This window comes from Sulfuriferula sp. (genome assembly GCF_054605375.1).
Genome location: NZ_JBTSEG010000041.1, coordinates 1 through 20920, shown reverse-complemented (window position 1 = coordinate 20920; position 20920 = coordinate 1). Strand labels below are relative to the sequence as shown.

The 20920-nt window shown below is 56.2% G+C and carries 26 protein-coding genes and 1 pseudogene; 19 read left to right on the top strand and 8 right to left on the bottom strand.

Annotation, left to right across the window (positions count from 1 at the left end; genetic code table 11):
- Positions 1–433 (bottom strand): radical SAM protein (locus ACYCZJ_RS15355; protein ID WP_461555102.1); only part of this gene is annotated, 433 nt, incomplete at its 3' end.
- Between the two features lie 33 nt (positions 434–466).
- Between ACYCZJ_RS15355 and mobB the strand changes: the two genes are divergently transcribed.
- The 5 genes from mobB to ACYCZJ_RS15330 all read left to right on the top strand — a co-directional run bounded on the left by mobB (position 467) and on the right by ACYCZJ_RS15330 (position 4239).
- Positions 467–997, top strand: coding sequence for a molybdopterin-guanine dinucleotide biosynthesis protein B (mobB, locus tag ACYCZJ_RS15350; protein WP_461555103.1), 531 nt, complete (start codon positions 467–469; stop codon positions 995–997).
- 1 nt (position 998) lies between these two features.
- Complete coding sequence (locus ACYCZJ_RS15345; protein WP_461555101.1) at positions 999–2201, top strand: molybdopterin molybdotransferase MoeA; 1203 nt, start codon at positions 999–1001, stop codon at positions 2199–2201.
- A complete protein-coding gene (gene moaD / locus ACYCZJ_RS15340) occupies positions 2198–2455 on the top strand; it encodes a molybdopterin converting factor subunit 1 (protein ID WP_461555100.1) in 258 nt (85 codons plus the stop codon). Before ACYCZJ_RS15345 ends, moaD begins: the two co-directional genes overlap by 4 nt.
- Complete coding sequence (moaE, locus tag ACYCZJ_RS15335) at positions 2455–2907, top strand: molybdopterin synthase catalytic subunit MoaE (protein WP_461555099.1); 453 nt, start codon at positions 2455–2457, stop codon at positions 2905–2907. Before moaD ends, moaE begins: the two co-directional genes overlap by 1 nt.
- A gap of 153 nt (positions 2908–3060) precedes the next feature.
- Positions 3061–4239 carry an MFS transporter gene (locus tag ACYCZJ_RS15330; protein ID WP_461555098.1) on the top strand — a complete coding sequence of 393 codons (1179 nt, stop codon included), beginning with the start codon at positions 3061–3063 and terminating at the stop codon, positions 4237–4239.
- Positions 4240–4463: 224 nt separating this feature from the next.
- Here ACYCZJ_RS15330 and ACYCZJ_RS15325 read toward each other — a convergent pair whose 3' ends face one another.
- The 6 genes and pseudogenes from ACYCZJ_RS15325 to ACYCZJ_RS15300 all read right to left on the bottom strand — a co-directional run bounded on the left by ACYCZJ_RS15325 (position 4464) and on the right by ACYCZJ_RS15300 (position 9772).
- Positions 4464–5096, bottom strand: coding sequence for an OmpW/AlkL family protein (locus ACYCZJ_RS15325; RefSeq protein WP_461555097.1), 633 nt, complete (start codon positions 5094–5096; stop codon positions 4464–4466).
- Positions 5097–5337: 241 nt separating this feature from the next.
- Entirely contained in the window at positions 5338–6966 is a 1629-nt protein-coding gene (locus tag ACYCZJ_RS15320) for a sigma 54-interacting transcriptional regulator (protein WP_461555096.1), read from the bottom strand.
- A gap of 39 nt (positions 6967–7005) precedes the next feature.
- The gene (locus ACYCZJ_RS15315) at positions 7006–7173 is read right to left on the bottom strand and encodes a hypothetical protein (RefSeq protein ID WP_461555104.1); all 168 of its coding nucleotides are present in this window, start codon (positions 7171–7173) and stop codon (positions 7006–7008) included.
- Between the two features lie 31 nt (positions 7174–7204).
- A pseudogene (locus ACYCZJ_RS15310) lies at positions 7205–7309 on the bottom strand (FmdB family zinc ribbon protein); the annotation flags it as partial.
- A gap of 100 nt (positions 7310–7409) precedes the next feature.
- On the bottom strand, positions 7410–8063 hold the full coding sequence (locus tag ACYCZJ_RS15305) for a beta-class carbonic anhydrase (RefSeq protein ID WP_461555095.1): 654 nt from the start codon (positions 8061–8063) through the stop codon (positions 7410–7412).
- Positions 8064–8416: 353 nt separating this feature from the next.
- Positions 8417–9772, bottom strand: a complete 1356-nt coding sequence (locus tag ACYCZJ_RS15300; protein ID WP_461555094.1) for a sigma-54 interaction domain-containing protein — start codon at positions 9770–9772, stop codon at positions 8417–8419.
- A gap of 233 nt (positions 9773–10005) precedes the next feature.
- Between ACYCZJ_RS15300 and ACYCZJ_RS15295 the strand changes: the two genes are divergently transcribed.
- Positions 10006–11274, top strand: a complete 1269-nt coding sequence (locus ACYCZJ_RS15295) for an NAD(P)/FAD-dependent oxidoreductase (RefSeq protein ID WP_461555093.1) — start codon at positions 10006–10008, stop codon at positions 11272–11274.
- 117 nt (positions 11275–11391) lie between these two features.
- On the opposite strand, the gene ACYCZJ_RS15290 is transcribed toward ACYCZJ_RS15295, so the two are convergent.
- Positions 11392–11769, bottom strand: coding sequence for a winged helix-turn-helix domain-containing protein (locus tag ACYCZJ_RS15290; RefSeq protein WP_461555092.1), 378 nt, complete (start codon positions 11767–11769; stop codon positions 11392–11394).
- 101 nt (positions 11770–11870) lie between these two features.
- Here ACYCZJ_RS15290 and ACYCZJ_RS15285 point away from each other — a divergent pair, with 101 nt between their 5' ends.
- The 13 genes from ACYCZJ_RS15285 to ACYCZJ_RS15225 form a co-directional block, all read left to right on the top strand.
- Positions 11871–12347: a DUF302 domain-containing protein gene (locus ACYCZJ_RS15285; RefSeq protein WP_461555091.1), complete on the top strand. Its 477-nt coding sequence runs from the start codon at positions 11871–11873 to the stop codon at positions 12345–12347.
- Positions 12348–12414: 67 nt separating this feature from the next.
- Positions 12415–12762, top strand: coding sequence for a metalloregulator ArsR/SmtB family transcription factor (locus tag ACYCZJ_RS15280; RefSeq protein WP_461555090.1), 348 nt, complete (start codon positions 12415–12417; stop codon positions 12760–12762).
- A 90-nt stretch (positions 12763–12852) separates the two neighbouring features.
- Positions 12853–13362 (top strand): arsenate reductase ArsC, encoded by a 510-nt coding sequence (locus ACYCZJ_RS15275; protein WP_461555089.1) that lies wholly within the window; start codon positions 12853–12855, stop codon positions 13360–13362.
- 42 nt (positions 13363–13404) lie between these two features.
- The gene (locus ACYCZJ_RS15270; protein WP_461555088.1) at positions 13405–13728 is read left to right on the top strand and encodes a hypothetical protein; all 324 of its coding nucleotides are present in this window, start codon (positions 13405–13407) and stop codon (positions 13726–13728) included.
- Positions 13729–13819: 91 nt separating this feature from the next.
- On the top strand, positions 13820–14227 hold the full coding sequence (locus tag ACYCZJ_RS15265) for an arsenate reductase ArsC (RefSeq protein WP_461555087.1): 408 nt from the start codon (positions 13820–13822) through the stop codon (positions 14225–14227).
- Positions 14228–14230: 3 nt separating this feature from the next.
- A complete protein-coding gene (locus ACYCZJ_RS15260; protein WP_461555086.1) occupies positions 14231–15544 on the top strand; it encodes an arsenic transporter in 1314 nt (437 codons plus the stop codon).
- 27 nt (positions 15545–15571) lie between these two features.
- A complete protein-coding gene (gene crcB / locus ACYCZJ_RS15255) occupies positions 15572–15955 on the top strand; it encodes a fluoride efflux transporter CrcB (RefSeq protein WP_461555085.1) in 384 nt (127 codons plus the stop codon).
- Positions 15956–15959: 4 nt separating this feature from the next.
- Entirely contained in the window at positions 15960–16274 is a 315-nt protein-coding gene (locus ACYCZJ_RS15250; RefSeq protein WP_461555084.1) for a DUF190 domain-containing protein, read from the top strand.
- Between the two features lie 5 nt (positions 16275–16279).
- Complete coding sequence (locus tag ACYCZJ_RS15245) at positions 16280–17038, top strand: sulfite exporter TauE/SafE family protein (RefSeq protein WP_461555083.1); 759 nt, start codon at positions 16280–16282, stop codon at positions 17036–17038.
- A 54-nt stretch (positions 17039–17092) separates the two neighbouring features.
- Positions 17093–18427: an NfeD family protein gene (locus ACYCZJ_RS15240; protein WP_461555082.1), complete on the top strand. Its 1335-nt coding sequence runs from the start codon at positions 17093–17095 to the stop codon at positions 18425–18427.
- A gap of 34 nt (positions 18428–18461) precedes the next feature.
- The gene (locus ACYCZJ_RS15235) at positions 18462–19250 is read left to right on the top strand and encodes a slipin family protein (RefSeq protein WP_461555081.1); all 789 of its coding nucleotides are present in this window, start codon (positions 18462–18464) and stop codon (positions 19248–19250) included.
- A gap of 59 nt (positions 19251–19309) precedes the next feature.
- On the top strand, positions 19310–20455 hold the full coding sequence (gene earP, locus ACYCZJ_RS15230; RefSeq protein ID WP_461555080.1) for an elongation factor P maturation arginine rhamnosyltransferase EarP: 1146 nt from the start codon (positions 19310–19312) through the stop codon (positions 20453–20455).
- A gap of 46 nt (positions 20456–20501) precedes the next feature.
- Positions 20502–20920 (top strand): elongation factor P (locus ACYCZJ_RS15225; RefSeq protein WP_461555079.1); only part of this gene is annotated, 419 nt, incomplete at its 3' end.

The following is a 20920-nucleotide window of genomic DNA, read 5'->3' as shown; positions in this document are numbered from 1 at the left end:
GCAGCACGTCGCGCCCGGTGACGGCCTCAATGCGTTCGGCGTGCAGGGAATCCAGGCTGACGTTCAGCCGCGTGACACCGGCAGATTTAAGCGCGGTGGCGTGTTTGTCCATCTGGGTGGCATTGGTGGAAAGCGATAGATCTTCGATGCCCGGCAAATTGGCAATACGCGCAGCGAGCACGGGCAAATCGCGGCGCAGCAGGGGCTCACCGCCGGTGATGCGCACACGTTTCAGGCCCAGCCGGGCAAATGCGCCCAGCAAACGTTCGATTTCATCAAACGTGAGCCAGTGTGCGGGCTCCTCAAAATCCTTGAACCCTTCCGGCATGCAGTAGCTGCAGCGCAGGTCGCAGCGGTCGGTCACCGACAGGCGCAGATATTCGATGCGGCGGCCAAATCGGTCGGTAAGATTGGGTATGAGCGTAGCAGACATGGCTTTGCAGGCAGTCGTTATGTTGTATAGAATATAACGCTATATGAGGCCAAAATCAAAGAAAAATCGCGCATGAAAATCCTGGGCTTGGCAGGCTGGAGTGGCGCAGGCAAGACCACGCTGATCGAGAAGCTCATTCCGCTCTTTGTGGCGGATGGGCTGAAAGTGACGCTGATCAAGCAGACGCACCACGATGTGGACATCGATCAGCCTGGCAAGGACAGTTGGCGCGCGCGACAGGCCGGTGCGCACGAAGTACTGCTGGCATCGGGTCGGCGCTGGGCGCTGATGCACGAGATCCGCGACGGCGCAGCGCCGGGTTTGCAAGACCTGCTGGCACGCCTGGCGCCGGTGGATCTGGTGCTGGTGGAAGGCTACAAGCGCGAGGCCATCCCCAAGCTGGAAGTGCATCGTAGCGCCAACAATCAGCCGTGGCTGTATCCCGGCGATGCGGCCATCGTGGCAGTCGCCAGCGATGTGCCACCACCGGGCGAAATATGGCATCTGGATTTGAATGATGCGGCCGCTATTTATCGATTTATCCGAATGACCGTAGGAGTTTGAAGTGCTGACTGCAGACCAGTTACTGGAAGAATTACTCAAGCGCGCGCGCGGACTGACGCAAACCGAGGTAGTGCCTGTCGAACTGGCGCTGGGACGTGTGCTGGGGCAGCCGCAGGTAGCCACGATCAGCGTGCCGCCGCTGGATAACAGCGCGATGGATGGCTACGCCGTACGTGCCGCCGAATGCGCGCCGGGTGCGCTGCTGGCGGTCTCGCAACGCATTGCTGCCGGGCAAGTGGGCGGGGCGCTGGCAGCGGGCAGCGTGGCGCGGATTTTTACGGGCGCGCCGGTGCCGCCGGGGGCCGATGCAGTGGTGATGCAGGAGCATTGCACCGTGGACGGCGACAAGGTGCAGATTAATCACCAGCCCAAACCGGGCGAGAATATCCGCCGCGCCGGGGAAGATATACATCCCGGCGACACCATCCTGGCTGCAGGCACGCGTCTGGGTGCTGCCGCGATGGGACTGGCCGCGTCGGTGGGTCTGGCTGCGCTGCCGGTGTACCGGCGCCTCAAGGTGGCCAGCTTTTCCACCGGCGACGAACTGGTGCAACCGGGAACGGCGCTGGGGGCAGGGCAGATTTATAACTCCAATCGCTATACGCTGGCAGGACTGGTGCAGGGCCTGGGTTGCGAATGGTTGGATCTGGGCAGCGTGCCCGACACCCTGGCTGCCACGCTGGGCGCACTGCAGCGCGCGGCAGCGCTGGCCGATGTGGTGATTACCAGTGGCGGCGTGTCAGTGGGAGAAGAAGACCACGTCAAGGCTGCGGTTGAACAACTCGGCAAAATCGACCTGTGGAAGGTGGCGATGAAACCCGGCAAGCCACTGGTATACGGACGGGTGGGTGAAGCGGATTTCATCGGCTTGCCCGGCAATCCGGTATCCACGTTTGTCACTTTTGTGCTGTTTGCCCGGCCGTTTCTGCTCAAACGCATGGGCGTGGTCGATGTGCTACCCAAAACCTATCGGGTCATGGCCGCCTTCGGCTGGGCGAAACCGGGCCAGCGCCGCGAGTTCCTGCGCGCGCGGCTGCAAGCAGGACAGGGCGGCGAACTGGAAGCGCAGCTATTCCATAATCAGAGTTCCGGCGTACTTACTTCCGCCGTGTGGGCGGATGGTCTGGTGGATATTGATATTGGCCATACCGTCACGCGCGGCGAGCTGGTGCGTTTTATTCCGTTTAGCGAGGTGCTGGGATGAAGCTCAAGGTTCTGTATTTTGCCCGCCTGCGTGAACGCCTGGGGGTGGCGGAAGAAACCGTGGAACTGCCCGATGGCATGGGCATGGTCGCCATGCTGCTCGACGTGCTGCGCGTGCGCGGCGGCGTGTGGGCGGAGGAACTCGCCGCCGGCAAGAATTTCCGGGTGGCGGTCAATCAGGATATGGCCGGTATGGAAGCTCCCATTGAAGACAGCGATGAAGTGGCGATATTTCCGCCAGTGACGGGGGGCTGATGAAAATTCTCGTCGATGAAAAGGATTTTGACGCCGGTGCCGAAATCGCCGCGTTGCGCATGGGTAATCCGCAAATCGGCGCGGTGGCGAGCTTTGTCGGCCTGGTGCGTGATACTAATACGGGCAGTGACGTGGCCAGTATGACGCTGGAACATTATCCCGCCATGACCCGGCGTGCACTGGAGGCGATTGTGGCCGAGGCCGGCCAGCGCTGGGCGCTGCTGGATGTGACGGTGATCCACCGCGTGGGCGAGCTGCACCCGGGCGATCAGATTGTGCTGGTGGCGGTGGCCTCCAGCCATCGCGCGGACGCGTTTGCCGCGTGCGAGTTCATCATGGATTACCTCAAGACCCAGGCGCCGTTCTGGAAAAAAGAACAGACCCCCGAGGGCGCACGCTGGGTGGAACAGCGCGCCACGGATGAACAGGCAGCGGCACGCTGGGCTGAGTAATCGACAAAAAATCTGTCGAAGAATATGCCAGGAAGAACCTGGCCCCTATACTCGACATTCCAGACAACAAATAACAGCGCGTGATGGCCTGTTTTTTCCAGGCCAGGTTTCCATATAGCGGCTGCCTTCCAGACCATCAGTTGCAGAGTGAGTATGCACAAGCCATCCAGGCGCAATTTTTTTCTCCTTATCTGCGTGATCGGCGGCTTGGCAATACTCAGCTCAACGATGTCGAAGACGCCCGTATTGCCCCTGTTTTCAAAAGCACTGGGAGCAAGTCCTGCGGAAATCGGCTGGATCGTCATGGCGTCGACTGTTCCAGGCATATTGATCAGTTTTCCTGCCGGGGCGTTATCCGATTATCTGGGCAAGCGCAGCATTATCTACGCTGCGCTTATTGTGTTTGCCACGGCGCCTTTTCTTTACTTGCTGGTGAGCGATGTTTGGCAATTGATAGCGGTGCGTTTCTATCACGGTTTTGCCACCGCCATTTTCGGCACAGTGGTCAACGCTGCGATCGCTGAAAGATATGTGCAGGATAGGGCGGAAAAGCTTTCGGCTTATTCTTCCGCCACCATAGTCGGACGTTCCGTCGCGCCATTCCTGGGGGGTTTGCTCATTTCTCTGGCGAGTTTCCGGATGGTTTATCTGGCCTGCGGCATCAGTGCCGTATTGGCGCTGGCGCTTGGATTTCTGCTCCCGGCCGAATCGAAACCCGCTACCCGAAGCCATCCCCGCGATCACTTCGTGGAAAGTCTGAAAACAGTGCTGAAAGATCGCTATATCCTGGCCACCAGTCTGGTAGAGGCCGCCCTGTACCTTGTCTTCGGCGCGGTAGAAGCATTCCTGGCATTGTTCGCTTCATCCAAAGGTATTCCCGCCTGGGAGATCGGTATGATCCTCGGGGCACAACTGCTCAGCATCGTCTTTTTGAAACCTTTGATGGGAATCCTTTCTGATAAAGCGGGCCGCGAGCGCGTTATTATCCCTGGCCTGATCGTGGCGGGGATAAGCGTCCTGCTGCTGCCGCATTTCCCCAGCGTGTTTGGTTTGATGTTTCTGATTTCGATATTTGGCATCGGTTTTGCCGCTGTTACTTCGTCAACTTCCGCGCTGGTGGCAGACCTCACCAAAAACGGTGCGTATGGTTCTTCGATGGGCGTGCTGAGCACTATCATGGACATCGGTCAGTCCATCGGTCCGGTGCTGACGGGCTGGATGGTCGGCCGGCACGGATATACCGCCGCTTTTTACCTCCTCGCGGCGATCCTGCTGGCTGTCGCGATATCGTTTGGATATATCGCGTGGCTGCGAGTTAGGCATAGACGGTAACTCAGGCACCTATAGTCCAATATAGTGAGTGAGCAGCTTAAACGGCCAAATTTTCTCCCACAAAAAGTGCTCTACCGGAAAGCCTAGCGTTAATCCCAGCCAAAAGCTCACGGACAGCAGCACTGTTTTAGACTTGTGGTAGCACTTCACCATCAGGCCGTTTTCGTCCATATGCGTATGAAACATCTTAAGTTCCTACGTTTTGTTGTCGACCGTTGCGTGCGTTAAAACTTCCACCCAAAACCGACCCCGAACACTACCGGATCGAGCCGGACATGGCTGACCGTGGCGCCAGTCGCTGCAAGCTTTACGTCAGAGCCGATATAGATTTTCTTGACGTCGAAATTGATGAATTTGTTTTTGCCCACTTCCACATCGAAACCCGCCTGGAGTGCGCCGCCCCAGCTACTCCTGCCCATATCCAGTTGCCCCACGCCGGGCACGCTGAGGTTGACGTCGGAAAAATGCGTATAGTTGATCCCCGCCCCCAGATAAGGCCTGAATTTTCCATCCGGGATGAAATGGTATTGAACGGTCAAGGTGGGAGGCAGGTGCTTGGCGGTTCCGATCTTTGCGCCATTCAAGGAAACATCGTGCCTCTGGGGATAGGTCAGTATCAATTCCACAGCAATATTTTTCAGAAAAAAATAGCTGAGATCGATTTCCGGTGCCCATTTGTTATTCAAGGTAATCGCATTGGCAGGCACGCCTAGCGCCGGGATGGGATCGGACTGGTTTCTGGGTTGAATATCGAGCGCGCGTATGCGGACCAGCCAATCCCCCTGATCCGCTTGGGCTTGTGACTGCCCGATCGTCAAGACACCGAAAACAAATGCCGGATATAAATATTCTTTCATTACTTTCTCCCCAATATGGATGACAAGCTACAGGGGATAAAGCAATGCTTATGCCATAATAAATATCATTATGATACAGCTAGTTATGATATTTATTGGCTAGATAACCAGAAGCTGCACTTCCCGGAAGTGAGAGCTGTTTAGAAACAAAACATCCAATAAACAAGGGAAATGGAATACGAAAAGAATTTGCCCGATGGGAAATTTCATTTCCTTCTTTGCCATGGAAGCTCGGGGTTGGTCACTTGCCTTTATCCATATGTACGACTTTGAGCCTCACCTGGGAGCGATAGCTGTTGGGATCCATGCTGTGTAAATTGAGCTTCTGATGGATCGCCCTGGGCGTCACACCTAAAGACTTCGCTACCTCGCTGACATTGCCGTGGAAACGGCTAAGCGCCTGCCTGAGAATGAGCGCCTCCACCTGCTCGCCTGCCCGCTGTTTCGCCTCCTTGAGCGACAGGTCAGCGGCCTGCACCGCGCTTGCCGGCGCATCGCTGCCGGTTTTTGGAAGCAGCAGCTCGGCCATGATCGGGCCGGGTGAGAACAGGAACGAGCGTTCCAGTACGTTCTCCAGTTCACGCACGTTGCCAGGCCAATCGTACTGCATCACCCGCGCTATTGCAGCCTCGCTTAATGCTTTGATGACTTTGCTGTATTTCGCGGAAAGCTGGGCAAGGATGTGATTGACGAGCGGCAGAATATCCTCGCATCGTTCGCGCAGCGGCGGGAGAAGAATGGGCACCACGTTGATCCGGTAATAGAGATCCATCCGGAAAGTTCCCTCGGCAATGAACTTGTCCAATCGTGTGCCGGCCGCGGCAATCACCCGAACATTGGCGGACAGGCGCTGCTTCCCGCCTACGCGTTCGAACTCGCCACCCTGCAGCACGCGCAACAGACGCGCCTGGGCGGCCAGTGGCAAGGAATCGATCTCGTCCAGAAACAGGCTTCCGCCCTCTGCCTGCTCAAACAGGCCGTGATGGACTTCGTAGGCGCCGGTAAACGCACCGCGCTCATGTCCGAATAGCGTGGTTTCGACTAAATTTTCGGGTATTGCGCCGCAGTTCACTGCGACGAAATTCTTGTTCCAGCGTTCGCTCAATGCGTGGATGCGACGGGCAATGACCTCCTTGCCCACGCCGGTCTCACCGGTAATCAGCACGGTCGCGGTGGTCGGTGCCACGACCTGGATTGTCTCCAGTGCATTGAGCATGGCCGGGGACTTCGCCACGATGAAAGGTTTGTCGGCATTCTCGGGCTGGTTCGAGCTGGCACCGCACCAGACTTTTCCGTCGCGCCGTTCTCTAATAATCTGCGCTTTGACTGTAGCCCCCCGGCCGCGGATGACGCCCTGTTCGCGGTGATATTCGTCTCCTTCAAAGTTGGCGGCAATCCTGGGGTCGGTATAAATGCGTGCCTCGCACATCCCGTCTCCCACCGCAATGCGTTTGTCCAGGATCACTTTCGCGTAACCGAAGTTACGTGCGGCAATCCCGCCGAATACGCTGGAGGTCATCTTGCACAGCTCCGGCGCCTGCATGACGGCTTCCCCGAAGGGGCAGCGCGTATTGACCACGCGCACCATACCGGGCTCGCTTGATGCACGCGAAAAATTTCCGCCGATCTTGTTCTTGATTTCCACGATCATGCCCGCGTACTTGTCATGGTCCAGAGGGCCTTCTTGCGCCAACTCCTGACGGTACGCGGTCTCAAAGCAACCACTCGCGGTGAGGCCGAGCTGTTCGATGTAATTCAAGCGGTCATTTCTGCTGCCGCCCCCCATCTTTGCGCTGACCTCGACGCTCTGGGCAACAAAGGTTTGCAAAAACAGGATGGGATTCAGATGGGAAAAAAGCTTATCGGGCATAGTTGTTCTCCTCAAATCCGGCACCGCTCACACAAGTCGCTATAGTGGCGTGCCGATTATTTTCCAGACTACGCCAAAAAATTGATTGCGTTCAAGAATGTTGGCGTTGCCCACATCCACACCCAGGTCCATGTACGTGTTTTTCCTGCCCTGGTTTCGGTTGTAGTGAGCGCATTGCCAGTTCACGCCCGCGTGCCATATTGCCATGCGTTGCAGGTGCCGAGAGGATCACTTTTTCGGCCGCACCAGCGCATATCGGGCAATCCGGGTTGGGCGCGTTCATTGGATGACGCACTTCGAATTGCAGCTTGCATTGTGTACACAGGTAATCATAAGTTGGCATGTGGAACCCCAATTCTGTCGGTTAGTGCGTTTCTCATAAACGCCAAGACGTGGACACCTGTTACGCCAGGCGCCCACGTTTCCAGGTTGTCCCTAAGAGGCTAGCTCCAACGCGCCGGTTGCTTCCCCTTGACGCCGAATTGGCTGGAAGTAACATCGGTTCTGGCCCGTTTTTCAGGATCCCGGGTCGGCGCCCTCAGCCGACGCGTCTCCACTTCCCAGATCCAGCCGCTGATGACCACATCCTTGGGAATGAGGGGATGGTTTTTAAATGTCTCGATTGTCTTCATGCAGGTTTCGTCCACGTCGTCCATCATGCCAATCCACTTGGCAAACCCGCCTTTCTCCAGCTTCAATTCCGGCAGCGTTGGGTCCATCGCGATATTGTCCGTATCGATCCCCTTGTCGCGTAACATCTTTTCCAGATCGGTCGCATTCGCAGATAGCATGCCGCATTGCGTATGCTGCACGATGACGATTTCCTCGGTACCAAAGAAATTGCAGGTCAGCATCGCCGAACGGATTGCATCGTCGGTGACGATTCCTCCGGCATTGCGGAAGCAGTGCGCATCACCATGCCCGGCTGGCGTGTCTACGTGAATGCCGAGCGCTTCGTCTACCGGCAGGCGTTCGTCCATACAGGCAAGTACCCACAATTTTCGGTCGTTAGCCCCAGCCGGTCCATGACGGCGGCGTTTTTCCCAGATGTCGTATGCAGCGACGTGCGCAGTCAGTTGCTCTTTGAGTGTTGACATTTTCAGTCTCCTCGGTAAAAGGCTACAAATTTAGAACCCCTTGAGCAGCCTGACTTCTTTGGTAGCAGCCCAAGGGGATTGGTTACGGGCGATTACCCGCACCCCTGACTAGCAAGCCTCATACCAAAAATATATTTTATTAAAATTCAATAGGTTATATTTATACACTTGCTATCAAGCGATTTCAATTTCGTGTCGAAAACAAGTTGATTGCTTGTAATTCATTGAATTAAATGATGATATTTAAATGAAAAAAAACTTCTTAGTGGGAAGTAACGCTGCTTAAGGTGGGGTTATGGAACAATCGGACGCCGCGTTACCCTGATGGGGGCTTATTCCATCGCAATGAAAACTCAGGCCAGCTTGTAATGCTTCAGTTTGCGATACAGGGTACGTTCGCTGATACCCAGCATATCCGCCACATTTCGGCGATGGCCGTTATGGCTGATTAACAGCTCGGCAATGTGATGCGCCTCCAGTTCCGCAATGGAGGATCCATGTGAACTGCCCATACCGGTTTTGGACCTGTCACTGGTGAGCGCTTCGGAAGGTGCATGGTTGTGTGTGGATGAGTGGCCGCCAAGATGGATATGCGCGGCGCTGATGATGCCGTGGCTGCTCATGGCCACGGCTTTCAGCAAAATATTGCGCAGTTCCCGCACATTGCCCGGAAAGCTATACCGCATCAATTTTTCCAGAGCGTCATCGGTGAGCTTGCAGCGAGGCGCACCCGCCTGAGTAATGCGTTTGAGCATGGCTTCAGCCAGTGCCGGGATGTCGCCGCTCCGTTCCCTCAAGCTCGGCAGAGCCAGGTCTATGCCAGCAATACGGTAATACAGGTCGAGGCGAAAGAGTTTGGCTTCGGCCATCTCCAGCAGGTCGCGGTTGGTGGCCGAGATCAGCCGCACATCGGCGCGCAGCGTATCTGTGCCGCCGAGGCGGCGGAACTCGCCGGTTTCCAGTACCCGCAACAGTTTGGCCTGCATATTGGACGGGATTTCTCCGGCTTCATCCAGAAACAGGGTACCGCCGTCGGCCAGTTCGAATAGCCCCTGCCGTCTTCCTATACAGCCAGTAAACGCGCCGCGCTCGTGACCAAACAGCTCATCCTCGAACATGGTCTCTGCAATGGAGGCGCAATTCACTGCGATGAAGGGTTTGTTGCACCGTGTCGAGCGGCGATGAATGTACTGCGCTGCCAGTTCCTTGCCGACCCCGCTTTCGCCCAGCAACAGGATGGCGGCTTCGGATTCGGCGGCTCGGGTAAGTTGGTCAAGGCAGGCAAGAAAAGCAGGCGAATTGCCGATCATGCGCAGGTCTTCACAGTCCAGTTCATCCGAATTGGCGATGTGGAAAATCGCTTCACCCAGATAGCGATGCTGCCCGGGACCTTGGATTGGATGCCCCTTGATGCGCGCGTATTCCGGGCGATTATGGCGGTCGAAATGGGTATGGATAACTTCATGCGTCTGGCCGCTACGAAACACTTCCTGATGCGGGCAGTCCTCGCCATTCTGATGACAGGGAACCGGAGAGCGGTGCGATACCTCGTGGCATGTTTTCCCCACCACTTCATTATTATCCATGCCATAGGTAACGCAATAAGCACGGTTGGCTGCAACGATGCGGTAGTTTTCGTCTATCAGCACAAAAGGGTTTTCCTGTACGTCAATCAGGGATTGAAGTTCCGGTGCGAGCAGGGTATCCATAAGCATTATTCCTGACAAAGTGTCATGACATGATGTGTCAGCTTAGTATAAAGCGGCCAAAATGACATGACGTTTTTCGATATAACGTGTATTGATTGAAGCGATTAATTTTTGTAATCAAAGTGTTGGGATATTGGCATAAGTATTGCACAGCCATAGACGCAGGGACGACACCTGCGCAGCAGATGTTCACCATAAAAACCGATATTCAACATATTGCAGAGGATGACCAAATGGCACACATCGTTATCATTGGCGCGGGTATTGGCGGCATGCCCATGGCTTACGAAATGCGCGAACAGGCGCGCAAGGATGACAAGGTTACGGTTATTTCAGATACCGATACTTTCCACTTCGTCCCTTCCAACCCATGGGTGGGTGTGAAATGGCGCACTCGCGCAGACATTGCCTTCCCCATTGCCACTTATTTACAGAAAAAAAATATCGATTTCATCCACAGTGGCGCCAAACGCGTACATCCGGACAAAAATCAGGTCGAACTGATGGATGGTCGTAACGTCGATTACGATTACCTGATTATCGCCACCGGTCCGAAATTGGCGTTTGACGAAGTACCCGGTCTGGGGCCTGAGGGGCATACCCATTCCATTTGCCATGTCGATCACGCTGAAAAATCTGCCCAAAAATGGGAGGATTTCTGCGCCAATCCTGGCCCCATCGTGGTGGGTGCGGTGCAGATGGCTTCCTGCTATGGGCCAGCCTACGAATATGCCTTCATCATGGACACCGATCTCAAGCGCCGCAAGATACGCGACAAGGTGCCGATGACTTTTGTCACTGCCGAGCCCTATATTGGTCACCTTGGTTTGGGCGGCGTGGGGGACTCCAAGGGCTTGCTGGAATCCGCCATGCGTGACCGCCACATCAAGTGGATATGCAATGCCAAAACCACCAAAGTCGAGGCGGGCAAGATGTTCGTCACGGAGCTCAACGACGACGGCAGCGTGAAAAAGGAGCACGAGCTACCGTTCAACTACGCCATGATGCTGCCCGCGTTTAAAGGTGTGGATGCCGTGTTCGGCATCGAAGGTCTGACCAATCCACGCGGTTTCATCCTGATCGATCCCTATCAGCGTAACCCCAAGTTTCAGAACATCTATTCGGTGGGTGTGTGCGTCGCCATTCCTCCAGTGGAAGTCACGCCGGTGCCCACTGGCGCGCCCAAGACCGGCTACATGATCGAATCCATGGTTGCAGCCACCGCGCGCAACATCCGCAGCGCCCTGGATGGCAAGGAACCGATGGAAAAGGCTACCTGGAATGCCATCTGTCTGGCCGACTTCGGCGATACCGGAGCGGCCTTTGTGGCGCTGCCACAGATCCCGCCGCGCAACGTCAACTGGTTCAAGGAAGGAAAGTGGGTCCACCTGGCGAAAGTTGCGTTTGAAAAATATTTCATCCGCAAGATGAAACAAGGTACCACCGAGCCGCTGTATGAAAAATATGTATTAGGGGCCTTGGGGATTAAAAAACTCAAGTGACGGGATTGAGGCGTTCCGCCAACTGCAATTCTGTATCGTCAAAGTGACATGGCCGAACCACAGGGATTGTAAATGACCTGCTCTGTGTGTTCGGTATTTCCCCGGCTTAATCCCCTACTACTGAATCGTCCCTTCACCCGTCACCAATGCAGCTGAAAATTCCTTCTCAAGCTGACCAAGAAAATCCTGGTGGCGTTGTTCAAGTTGGCGATATGCAGCGATCAGTGCCAGCGCCTGCGGAGTAAGACGCGCGCCGCCACCGCCCTTACCGCCGGTGCTGGTGTTCACCAGCGGAGAATTGAATGCATTACCCATTGCATCCACGGCATCCCAGGCAGCTTTGTAACTCATTTTCATGGCGCGGGCAGCCTGCGAAATAGACCCGGTCGCGCCGATTTTTTCCAGCAGCTCCACGCGCCCGCGACCCAGCATGTTTTTGCCCGCTGCGGTCAGCCAGATGCGTCCGCGTATGCGAATATTGGCGGTATCTGTCATGGCATTTTCCTGCAATTGAAATATCATATTGTAACCAAGCTGCGTTGCTGGATACTTGCTTGTGGTGCCCTTTGGGTGAAGATATTTTGAGGAGATGCAGCATGAAAACAATGAAATTGTTTCTGGCAGTAGTCCTGATGGCATGCTCGCTGGGCAGCCATGCCGCGGACAAAGATTCCTACAGCGTGGTGTATACAGCTCACGGCGATTTTGAATTCATCCGCGATGCGATAGCCGCCGCCGTTGAGGGCCAGGGGCTTAAAATCAATCATTTCAACAAGATATCCGCCATGCTGGACAATACCGCTGCGGCGGTGGGAACTACCCGGAAGATTTATCTCAATGCCGAGCAGATTGAGTTTTGCAGCGCCATCGTCTCGCGCCAGATGATGGAAGCCGACCCGCATAGCGTGGCGATGTGCCCCTATATCATTTCGATATATAACTTGCCGGCTGATCCAAAAACCATCTATGTCAGCTACCGCAAGCCGCCCGTCGTTAGTTCTCCAAAATCCAGAGCAGCATTTCGTGCGGAAGAAAAACTGCTCGACAGCATTATCAAAGAAGGTATCCAGTAATATTGACGGGGTTCTGGTCTTTTAGGCAAAGCTTGATACATTCGATAAAACGAATATAATTGCTGCCATGCTCAGCGAACAGGCCTTTTTCGAAATTCTTTGTGACGAGACGCGCCGGCGCATGCTTGGCCTGTTGCGGCGCGAAGGCGAGTTGTGCGTGTGCGAGCTGTATCACGCGCTGGATTTGGCACAACCGAAAGTCTCGCGCCACTTGAGCGTGATGCGCGAAGCCGAAATCCTCAGCATGCGGCGTGATGGCACCTGGATTTATTACCGGATCAACAGCCAGATACCTGCCTGGTGCGACCGTATTCTCGCGCAGCTGGCTGATGTCTGGATGGGAAGCCCGAGGCAGCAGCAGGATGCAGCGCGCCTGACCGGTATGAGCAATCGTCCGGCGCGTTGTTGCACCTGATTTTTTTGCCAGTAAATATTTGTTAAAACGAATATATTATTTAAAACCAGAAATGGGCGGATGCAGAATCGACGGGAGGCTCGAATCATTGTGAGTAATAAATTTTTTAACGTGTTGTTTCTGTGTACCGGCAACTCCGCCCGTTCGATTTTAGCCGAGGCCTTGCTGAACCGTCTGGGTCAAGGCAGCTTCCATGCCTACAGCGCGGGTAGCCACCCCACAGGCACGGTCAACCCGTTTGTGCTCGAGTTGTTGGAAAGCAGCGGTTTGCCTGTTACAGATTTGCGCAGCAAATCCTGGGATGAATTCGCCGCGCCTCACGCGCCGGAATTCGATTTTGTGTTTACCGTGTGCGACAACGCTGCAGGCGAAATTTGTCCGGCCTGGCCCGGTCAGCCGATGACCGCGCACTGGGGTATAAGCGATCCGGCGGCGATGGTGGGTGACGATGCAGCCAAACGTAAAGCCTTTCACACGGCCTATACCCAGCTAAATCGCCGCCTGGCCATTTTCACCTGCTTGCCGTTGGAAAAACTGGACGCGCTGTCATTGAAAAATCAGCTTGATGACATTGGACGTTTGCGCGAACGTGGTGAGTAATTCCGCACGATTATGAGTTTTTTGCCGTTTTGAGAGGTGAGTATGAGTAATGCCGGACCGAATAATACCGAGTTGCATCCTTCCGTCATCGCACTGGTGTCACTGGCAGCCAATATCGCTGCCAATCATCCCGGACAGGGCTTGTGCCAGCTGGACAGACTTCGGCAGCAGGGTATAACGACTGAGCAAATTGATCAGGTGGTCGAAATCGCCCGTCATATCCGGGACGAGGCGGGCAGCAAGCTGGATGCCGGGTTCGATGCTGCATTGGCCGAACGTTCCCAGCCTGCAGCTAAGCTGCTCAAGATTCCTGTTGCCGCATCGGCATGCTGCACGCCCACGCCTTCCGGGAAATCCTGCTGTTAATCAAGGTTGCACATTCACCAGCAGTCGTGATCATCGAAAAAGTAAATCATGCCGGTAGTATGCCCGGCCAATTCAATGCGGAGAGTAGGTAATGAGTAAAAAAACGGTCCTGATCCTGTGCACCGGCAATTCCTGTCGCAGCCAGATGGCAGAAGCGTTGGTGAATCACGATCTGGGTGACGCAGTGCATGCGATCTCCGCAGGCACGCGGCCCCAGCCGAAAGTGGCCGATGGTGCGATTGCCGCGCTGCAGGATCTGGGCATTGCGACTGACGGCCTGTACCCCAAGGACGTGGATGCGGTCATGAACGAGGCGATTGATCTGGTGATTACCGTGTGCGACAACGCCAGGGAAGCATGCCCGGTATTCCCGCGTGCGATTCCCAGCGTGCATATGCCGTTTCACGATCCACATGGCGAACCGTTGGAAAGCTTCATGCGCGTGCGCGATGAAATCCGCGCAAAGCTGGTGGCAGAAGTCTCGCGTCGTCTGGGATAAGCCATGCTGGTTGCGCTGCTTATTTTTCTGGTGACGCTGGCATTGGTCATCCGCCAGCCCAAAGGTCTGGGTATCGGCACCGCGGCCTGGCTGGGTGCAGGGGCGGCGCTGCTGGCGGGTACGGTATCGCTGACCGACATTCCCACCGTCTGGCACATCGTCTGGGATGCTACTTTCACATTGATTGCGCTGATCCTGATTTCACTGATTCTCGATGCGGCGGGATTTTTCGAGTGGTCGGCGCTGCATGTGGCGCGCTGGGCGCAGGGGTCGGGCCGGGCGCTGTTTGTGCTGATCGTGCTGCTGGGCAGCGTGATTGCGGCGCTGTTTGCAAATGACGGCGCAGTGCTGATCCTGACGCCACTGGTCGTCGAAATGCTGCGCGCGCTGCGCTTTTCGCCACCGGCGATGCTGGCGTTTGTGATGGCGGCGGGGTTTGTATCGGATTCGGCCAGCCTGCCCTTCAAGATTTCCAATCTGGTCAATATCGTTGCCGCCAACTACGCAGGCATAGGCTTTGCCGATTACGCGGCGGTGATGGGTGTGGTCAACCTGGTATCAGTCGCGGCCTCACTGCTGGTGCTGGCCTGGTATTTTCGCCGCGATGTGCCACCAGCTTATGATGCGGCCCAGCTTGCTGATCCCGCGGGCGCGATACGCGACCCGTTTGTATTTCGTGCCGGTTGGGTGGTCCTGCCCGGTTTGCTGGTGGGCTATTTTCTGTCGCAACGCTGGGGCGTACCGACCTCGCTGATTACCGGGGCAGGCGCCTTGTTATTGATGCTTGCCGCAGGCCGTGAGCATCTGCTCAGGCGTCAACCCAGGGCGGTCATCCCGGTATGGACTATCCTGCGCGGGGCGCCCTGGCAGGTGGTGGTTTTTTCGCTGGGCATGTACCTGGTGGTATATGGTCTGGGCGAACAGGGCCTGACCGCTGGCCTGTCGCATGCGCTGGAATGGCTGGCAAGTTATGGCCTCACCGCCGCCACGCTGGGCACGGGTTTCATGATGGCGGCACTGTCGGCACTGATGAACAATATGCCAGCGGTACTGGCTGGCAGCCTCGCCGTGGCGCATGCGCAGGTCGATCCGGCGATACGCGAGGCCATGGTTTATGCCAACATTGTCGGCTGCGATCTCGGCCCCAAGATCACCCCCATCGGCAGCCTGGCCACCCTGCTGTGGCTACATGTGCTGGCGCAGCGCGGCATGACGATAGGCTGGGGGCAGTATTTCCGCATCGGCATCGTACTCACCTTGCCTGTGCTGTTTGCCACGCTGTTTGCATTGGCAGGCTGGTTGAGTTTTTTGCGTTAAACCTGCACTTCACGCTATCCTTGCAAGATGGGATTGAATGCTTTTGTTGCTATTGGAGTGGGCGCAGCACTGGGTGCATGGCTGCGCTGGGGGCTGGGGCTGTGGCTGAACCCGCTGTTTCCCACGTTACCGATGGGTACGCTGGCGGCTAATTTGCTGGGCGGTTATCTGATTGGGCTGGCGATGGCTTTTTTCGCCGATCACATCGGGCTGGCTCCTGAGGCGCGCCTGCTGGTGATTACCGGCTTCCTCGGCGGGCTGACGACGTTTTCCACCTTTTCGGCTGAAGTTTTTACCCTGATATCGCGCCAGCAATGGGGCTGGGGGCTGGCGGAAATATTCATTCACGTCATCGGGTCGGTGGCAATGACCGCACTCGGCGTGCTCACCTTCAAATTTCTGAAAGCCTGATGTCATGCAAGACCACTGGCTACGACTTTACACTTCCGAAAAACAAAAGCACGCCGGCAAGCCGTTGTTCGAGTGGCTGCTGGAAACCGCGCGCAAGCAGGGTATTGCAGGCGGTACGGTATTCCGGGCAACCGCCGGATTTGGCCGCCACGGCTTTACTGAAGAAACCTTCTTCGAACTGGCCGGCGAGTTGCCAATGCTCGTGGAATTCATTGCCAGCGCGGAGCAAGTCGACGCGCTGCTGGCCCTCTGCACGCAGGAAAATCTGCGCCTGTTCTATACCTGCCTTCCCGTTACCCACGGCTTCACCGGTATTTGAATGGCATGACCTCTTACGCCGACCAGGCCATCCTGTTCGTCGCGTCTTTCATCGCCAACTGGTTTTCAGCATTGTCCGGTGGTGGCGCGGGCCTGATCCAGTTCCCCATGCTGATCTTTCTCGGGCTGCCTTTCGGCGTGGCGCTGGCCACGCATAAAGTAGCCAGCGTGGCGCTGGGGTTGGGCGCAACCATACGCTATCTGAAGGGCAATCATCTGGAGCGCCGCTTTTCGCTGATTATCCTGGGCGCAGGCCTGCCCGGCGTGGTGCTGGGGGCAGGTACCATCCTGCGGATATCGCCACGCATTGCCATTTTGCTGCTGGGTGTGTTGACCCTGGGCCTGGGGGTGTATTCCGTGTTCAAACCGCGTCTGGGCATGGAATACGCACCGAAAAATCAGCACGGTAGCGGGTTGCTGACAGGCATGGCCGGTCTGTTCGTCATCGGCTTTCTGAATGGCTCGATCACTTCCGGGACCGGCCTGTTTTTGACCATCTGGCTGATCCATCATTTCGGCCTTGATTACAAGCGTGCTGTTGCTTATACACTGGTTCTGTGCGGATTGGCCTGGAACGGCACCGGTGCATTGGTGTTGGGTTATCTGGGCACCATCGCCTGGGGCTGGATGCCGGCGTTGCTGGCCGGTGCCATTCTGGGCGGCTATTTCGGCAGCCACATCGCCATCAAGAAAGGCAATGTGTGGATCAAGCGTGCATTTGAAGCAATCACCATCATCATTGGTATCAAACTGATTCTGGGCTGAATAAAAATCGTACGGGTCTATAGTAAGACTCAGTCAATACAAATCAGGCCCGCCATGAAGCGTTTCGCCACTTTCCTGTTGCTGTTATCCGCCCTGGCCTGGAGCGCGCCCAATCGGGCCGCAGCGCCTGTGCTGCTGTTGAAAATAGATGGCGGAATCGGTCCGGCCACAGCTGACTATGTGGTGCGTGGTTTGGAGCACGCTGCCCGGGAGGGTGCGCAGCTGGTGGTGTTGCAAATGGATACGCCGGGCGGTCTGGATACCTCCATGCGCAAGATCATCAAGGCGATCCTTGCCTCACCGGTGCCAGTGGCCAGCTACGTGGCGCCGGGTGGCGCGCGTGCGGCCAGCGCCGGCACCTACATCCTTTACGCCAGCCAGGTTGCGGCGATGGCACCTGGTACCAATCTGGGCGCGGCTACGCCGGTGCAGATCGGCATGCCGGGGTCTGGCGAACGGCACAATGCAAGCGATGGCGGGGATAAATCCGCTCCGGCACCCAAGGATGCCATGACCAGGAAAGTCACCAACGATGCCGCCGCCTACATCCGGAGCCTCGCCGAGCTGCGCGGACGTAACGTCCAGTGGGCAGAACAGGCGGTGCGCGAGGCGGTCAGCCTGCCTGCTGACGACGCGCTCAAAATGGGGGTGATCGATTATGTGGCATCCGATCTGCCGCAGTTGCTCAAACAACTGAACGGCAAAAAGATCAGCGTTGCCGGTGGCGAACGCACTTTGGCTACAACAGGCGCGCCGATGATCAGTTATCAGCCTGATTGGCGCAGCCGTTTTCTGGCAGTCATTACCGATCCCGGCGTGGCGTTGATTCTGCTGATGATCGGCGTATACGGGCTGTTTTTCGAATTCTTCAATCCCGGTTTTGTGGTGTCGGGAGTACTGGGCGGCATCTGCTTATTGCTGGCACTGTATGCGTTCCAGTTATTGCCGGTGAACTACGCCGGGCTGACCCTGATTTTGTTGGGCATCGCATTCATGGTGGCGGAGGCATTTGCACCCAGTTTCGGCATGCTGGGCATAGGCGGCGTCGCGGCATTTGTCATTGGCGGGGTGATATTGATCGACACGGAACAACCCGGTTTCGGCATTCCGATTGGCTTGATCATCGGCTTGGGCATATTGAGCGCAATCCTGGTCGCCTTGATGGCCGGTATGGCCATCAGGGCGCACCGCCGAACAGTGGTAAGCGGGGCCGAGCAACTGCTTGACAGTATCGGAGTGGTGATTAAATGTGGTGAAGATATCTGCTGGGCCCGGGTTCAAGGCGAGATGTGGCAGGTCAGAAGCTCGCAGGTTTTGATACCCGGACAATCGGTGCGCGTCACCGGTAGAGAAGGCTTGACGCTTGATGTTATTCCGCAAGCGAATTAATGACGATACGTATAAATAATAGAGGAGTCTGAGCATGGAATTCAGTTTTGGTTTTGGTGGCGTATTGATCATCCTGATTGTATTGGTGGTTTCGTCCATCCGTATCCTGCGCGAGTACGAGCGCGGCGTGGTATTCCAGTTGGGGAGATTCTGGAAAGTGAAGGGGCCGGGACTGGTGCTCATCATTCCGGGTGTTCAACAAATGGTGCGCATAGAATTGCGTACCGTGGTACACGAGATTCCTCCCCAGGACGTAATCTCGCATGACAACGTTTCCATCAAGGTGGACGCGGTGCTTTACTTCCGCGTGGTGGACCCGGAAAAAGCCTTCATCCAGGTGGAGGATTATTTGTCCGCTACCAGCAAGCTTGCCCAGACCACCTTGCGCTCGGTGCTGGGCAAGCATGATCTGGATGAAATGCTGTCCGAGCGCGACAAGATCAATACCGATATCCAGAGCATACTCGATTCCCAGACCGAGGCCTGGGGGATCAAGGTCAGCGTGGTCGAGATCCGCAATATCGAACTCACCGAAGACATGATTCGCGCCATTGCCAAACAGGCCGAGGCCGAGCGCGACCGCCGCTCCAAGGTCATTCACGCCGACGCCGAGTTCCAGGCATCGCAAACCCTGGTCAACGCCGCTGCCATTCTGGCTTCTGCACCCGGCGGCATGCAGTTGCGCTATCTGCAGACCCTGGCCGAAATTGCTACGGAAAAGAATTCCACCATCGTTTTCCCGCTGCCCATCGACCTGATCAAACCGTTTTTGGAGATCATGGAGAAGGCATCCGGCAAGGGCGATAAAGACACGCACGCTTGACGGTTGGCCCTGGAACCGGCCCAATACCTGCCTTTGCAGCAATAGGTATAAACGGGGCAATGGCGACGGGCCGCAACTGGGATATTTTCTGCACCGTGGTGGACAACTACGGCGACATCGGCGTGGCCTGGCGTCTGGCGCGTCAACTGGCTGCCGAGCATGGCCTGAATGTGCGCCTGTGGGTGGACGATCTCGTCAGTTTTCACCATCTCTACAGCGCGATCAATCCCGATCAGCCCGAACAAAGCGTGGAAGGGGTGAACGTGCGGCGCTGGGAAACGCCATTTCCCGATACCTTGCCTGCTGATGTCGTCATCGAAGCCTTTGGCTGCGAACTGCCGCAAAACTACCTGGCGGCAATGGCCGCAACGCAGCCAAGGCCGGTCTGGGTCAATCTGGAATATCTCAGCGCCGAAGACTGGGTGGGGGGTTGTCACGGTTTACCTTCGCCCCATCCCCGGCTGCCGCTGACGCAGTATTTCTATTTTCCCGGTTTTACCACCCATACCGGCAGTCTGCTGCGCGAAGCCGGCCTTATCGAACGGCGTAAAAAATTTCAGCACGACCCGGCAGCGCAGGCTGAATTCTGGACATGGCTGGGCGTGAAACCTGTACCTGATGCGTTGCGGGTGTCTCTGTTCGGTTATGAAAATGCAGCCGTACCCGCATTGCTCAAGGCCTGGTCAAGTGGGGGGCAGCCGGTGCAGTGTCTGGTGCCGAAAAGCAAACTGCTGCCACAGGTCGCCGAATTTTTTGGAGCGACCAGTCTGATTCCCGGCGATCAACCGCAACACGGCAACCTCACCCTGCACGTGCTGCCATTTTTCCCTCAGGCACGTTATGACGAATTGCTGTGGGCGTGCGACCTCAATTTCGTGCGTGGTGAAGATTCGCTGGTGCGCGCCCTCTGGGCCGCGTGTCCATTGGTGTGGCAGATCTATCCGCAACAGGACGATGCACATCAGGAAAAACTGGACGCCTTTCTGACCAGCTATTGCGCAGGTTTGTCTCCCCCGGCTGCCCAGGCTTTACAGGATTTTTGGCGGGCATGGAATACGGGTCAGGGAGCCGGGCGGGTCTGGGAGCAATACCGGCAGCACCTGGTCGAGATGGATGAACACGCATGCCGATGGGTGGAGTGTCAGTTGAAAAATATGGATTTGGCAGCGAATCTCGTGCAGTTTTGCCAAAGTAAGATAAAATGACCGGCTAAATTAGCGCTCACCCCCAATTTATTCAGCAGGATACAGCATGAAAACAGCACAGGAAGTCCGCGCAGGTAACGTGATTATGGTTGGCACCGACCCCATGGTCGTACTCAAGGCCGAATTCAGCAAATCGGGCCGCAACTCGTCCGTGGTCAAGATGAAGATGAAAAATCTGCTGACCGATTCCGCCTTTGAGGCCGTCTATAAAGCCGACGAAAAATTCGAGCAGGTCGTGCTTGATCGCAAGGAATGCACCTATTCCTACTTCGCCGACCCGCTGTATGTATTCATGGACACCGAATTCAACCAATACGAAGTCGAAGTCGAAAACATGGGCGACGCGCTCAACTATCTTGAAGACGGCATGAGCCTGGAAGTGATTTTCTATAACGGCAAAGCCATTTCAGTCGACCTGCCAACCACCGTGGTGCGTGAAGTCACCTACACCGAGCCAGCAGTGCG

Bases quoted from the DNA above. Each gene is read 5' to 3' on its own strand.
- moaD (WP_461555100.1), top strand. From the start codon at position 2,198: ATGAAGCTCAAGGTTCTGTATTTTGCCCGCCTGCGTGAACGCCTGGGG.
- moaE (WP_461555099.1), top strand. From the start codon at position 2,455: ATGAAAATTCTCGTCGATGAAAAGGATTTTGACGCCGGTGCCGAAATC.
- ACYCZJ_RS15330 (WP_461555098.1), top strand. From the start codon at position 3,061: ATGCACAAGCCATCCAGGCGCAATTTTTTTCTCCTTATCTGCGTGATC.
- ACYCZJ_RS15325 (WP_461555097.1), bottom strand. From the start codon at position 5,096: ATGAAAGAATATTTATATCCGGCATTTGTTTTCGGTGTCTTGACGATC.
- ACYCZJ_RS15320 (WP_461555096.1), bottom strand. From the start codon at position 6,966: ATGCCCGATAAGCTTTTTTCCCATCTGAATCCCATCCTGTTTTTGCAA.
- ACYCZJ_RS15315 (WP_461555104.1), bottom strand. From the start codon at position 7,173: ATGGCAATATGGCACGCGGGCGTGAACTGGCAATGCGCTCACTACAAC.
- ACYCZJ_RS15305 (WP_461555095.1), bottom strand. From the start codon at position 8,063: ATGTCAACACTCAAAGAGCAACTGACTGCGCACGTCGCTGCATACGAC.
- ACYCZJ_RS15300 (WP_461555094.1), bottom strand. From the start codon at position 9,772: ATGGATACCCTGCTCGCACCGGAACTTCAATCCCTGATTGACGTACAG.
- ACYCZJ_RS15295 (WP_461555093.1), top strand. From the start codon at position 10,006: ATGGCACACATCGTTATCATTGGCGCGGGTATTGGCGGCATGCCCATG.
- ACYCZJ_RS15290 (WP_461555092.1), bottom strand. From the start codon at position 11,769: ATGACAGATACCGCCAATATTCGCATACGCGGACGCATCTGGCTGACC.
- ACYCZJ_RS15285 (WP_461555091.1), top strand. From the start codon at position 11,871: ATGAAAACAATGAAATTGTTTCTGGCAGTAGTCCTGATGGCATGCTCG.
- ACYCZJ_RS15280 (WP_461555090.1), top strand. From the start codon at position 12,415: ATGCTCAGCGAACAGGCCTTTTTCGAAATTCTTTGTGACGAGACGCGC.
- ACYCZJ_RS15270 (WP_461555088.1), top strand. From the start codon at position 13,405: ATGAGTAATGCCGGACCGAATAATACCGAGTTGCATCCTTCCGTCATC.
- ACYCZJ_RS15265 (WP_461555087.1), top strand. From the start codon at position 13,820: ATGAGTAAAAAAACGGTCCTGATCCTGTGCACCGGCAATTCCTGTCGC.
- ACYCZJ_RS15260 (WP_461555086.1), top strand. From the start codon at position 14,231: ATGCTGGTTGCGCTGCTTATTTTTCTGGTGACGCTGGCATTGGTCATC.
- crcB (WP_461555085.1), top strand. From the start codon at position 15,572: ATGGGATTGAATGCTTTTGTTGCTATTGGAGTGGGCGCAGCACTGGGT.
- ACYCZJ_RS15250 (WP_461555084.1), top strand. From the start codon at position 15,960: ATGCAAGACCACTGGCTACGACTTTACACTTCCGAAAAACAAAAGCAC.
- ACYCZJ_RS15245 (WP_461555083.1), top strand. From the start codon at position 16,280: ATGACCTCTTACGCCGACCAGGCCATCCTGTTCGTCGCGTCTTTCATC.
- ACYCZJ_RS15240 (WP_461555082.1), top strand. From the start codon at position 17,093: ATGAAGCGTTTCGCCACTTTCCTGTTGCTGTTATCCGCCCTGGCCTGG.
- ACYCZJ_RS15235 (WP_461555081.1), top strand. From the start codon at position 18,462: ATGGAATTCAGTTTTGGTTTTGGTGGCGTATTGATCATCCTGATTGTA.
- earP (WP_461555080.1), top strand. From the start codon at position 19,310: ATGGCGACGGGCCGCAACTGGGATATTTTCTGCACCGTGGTGGACAAC.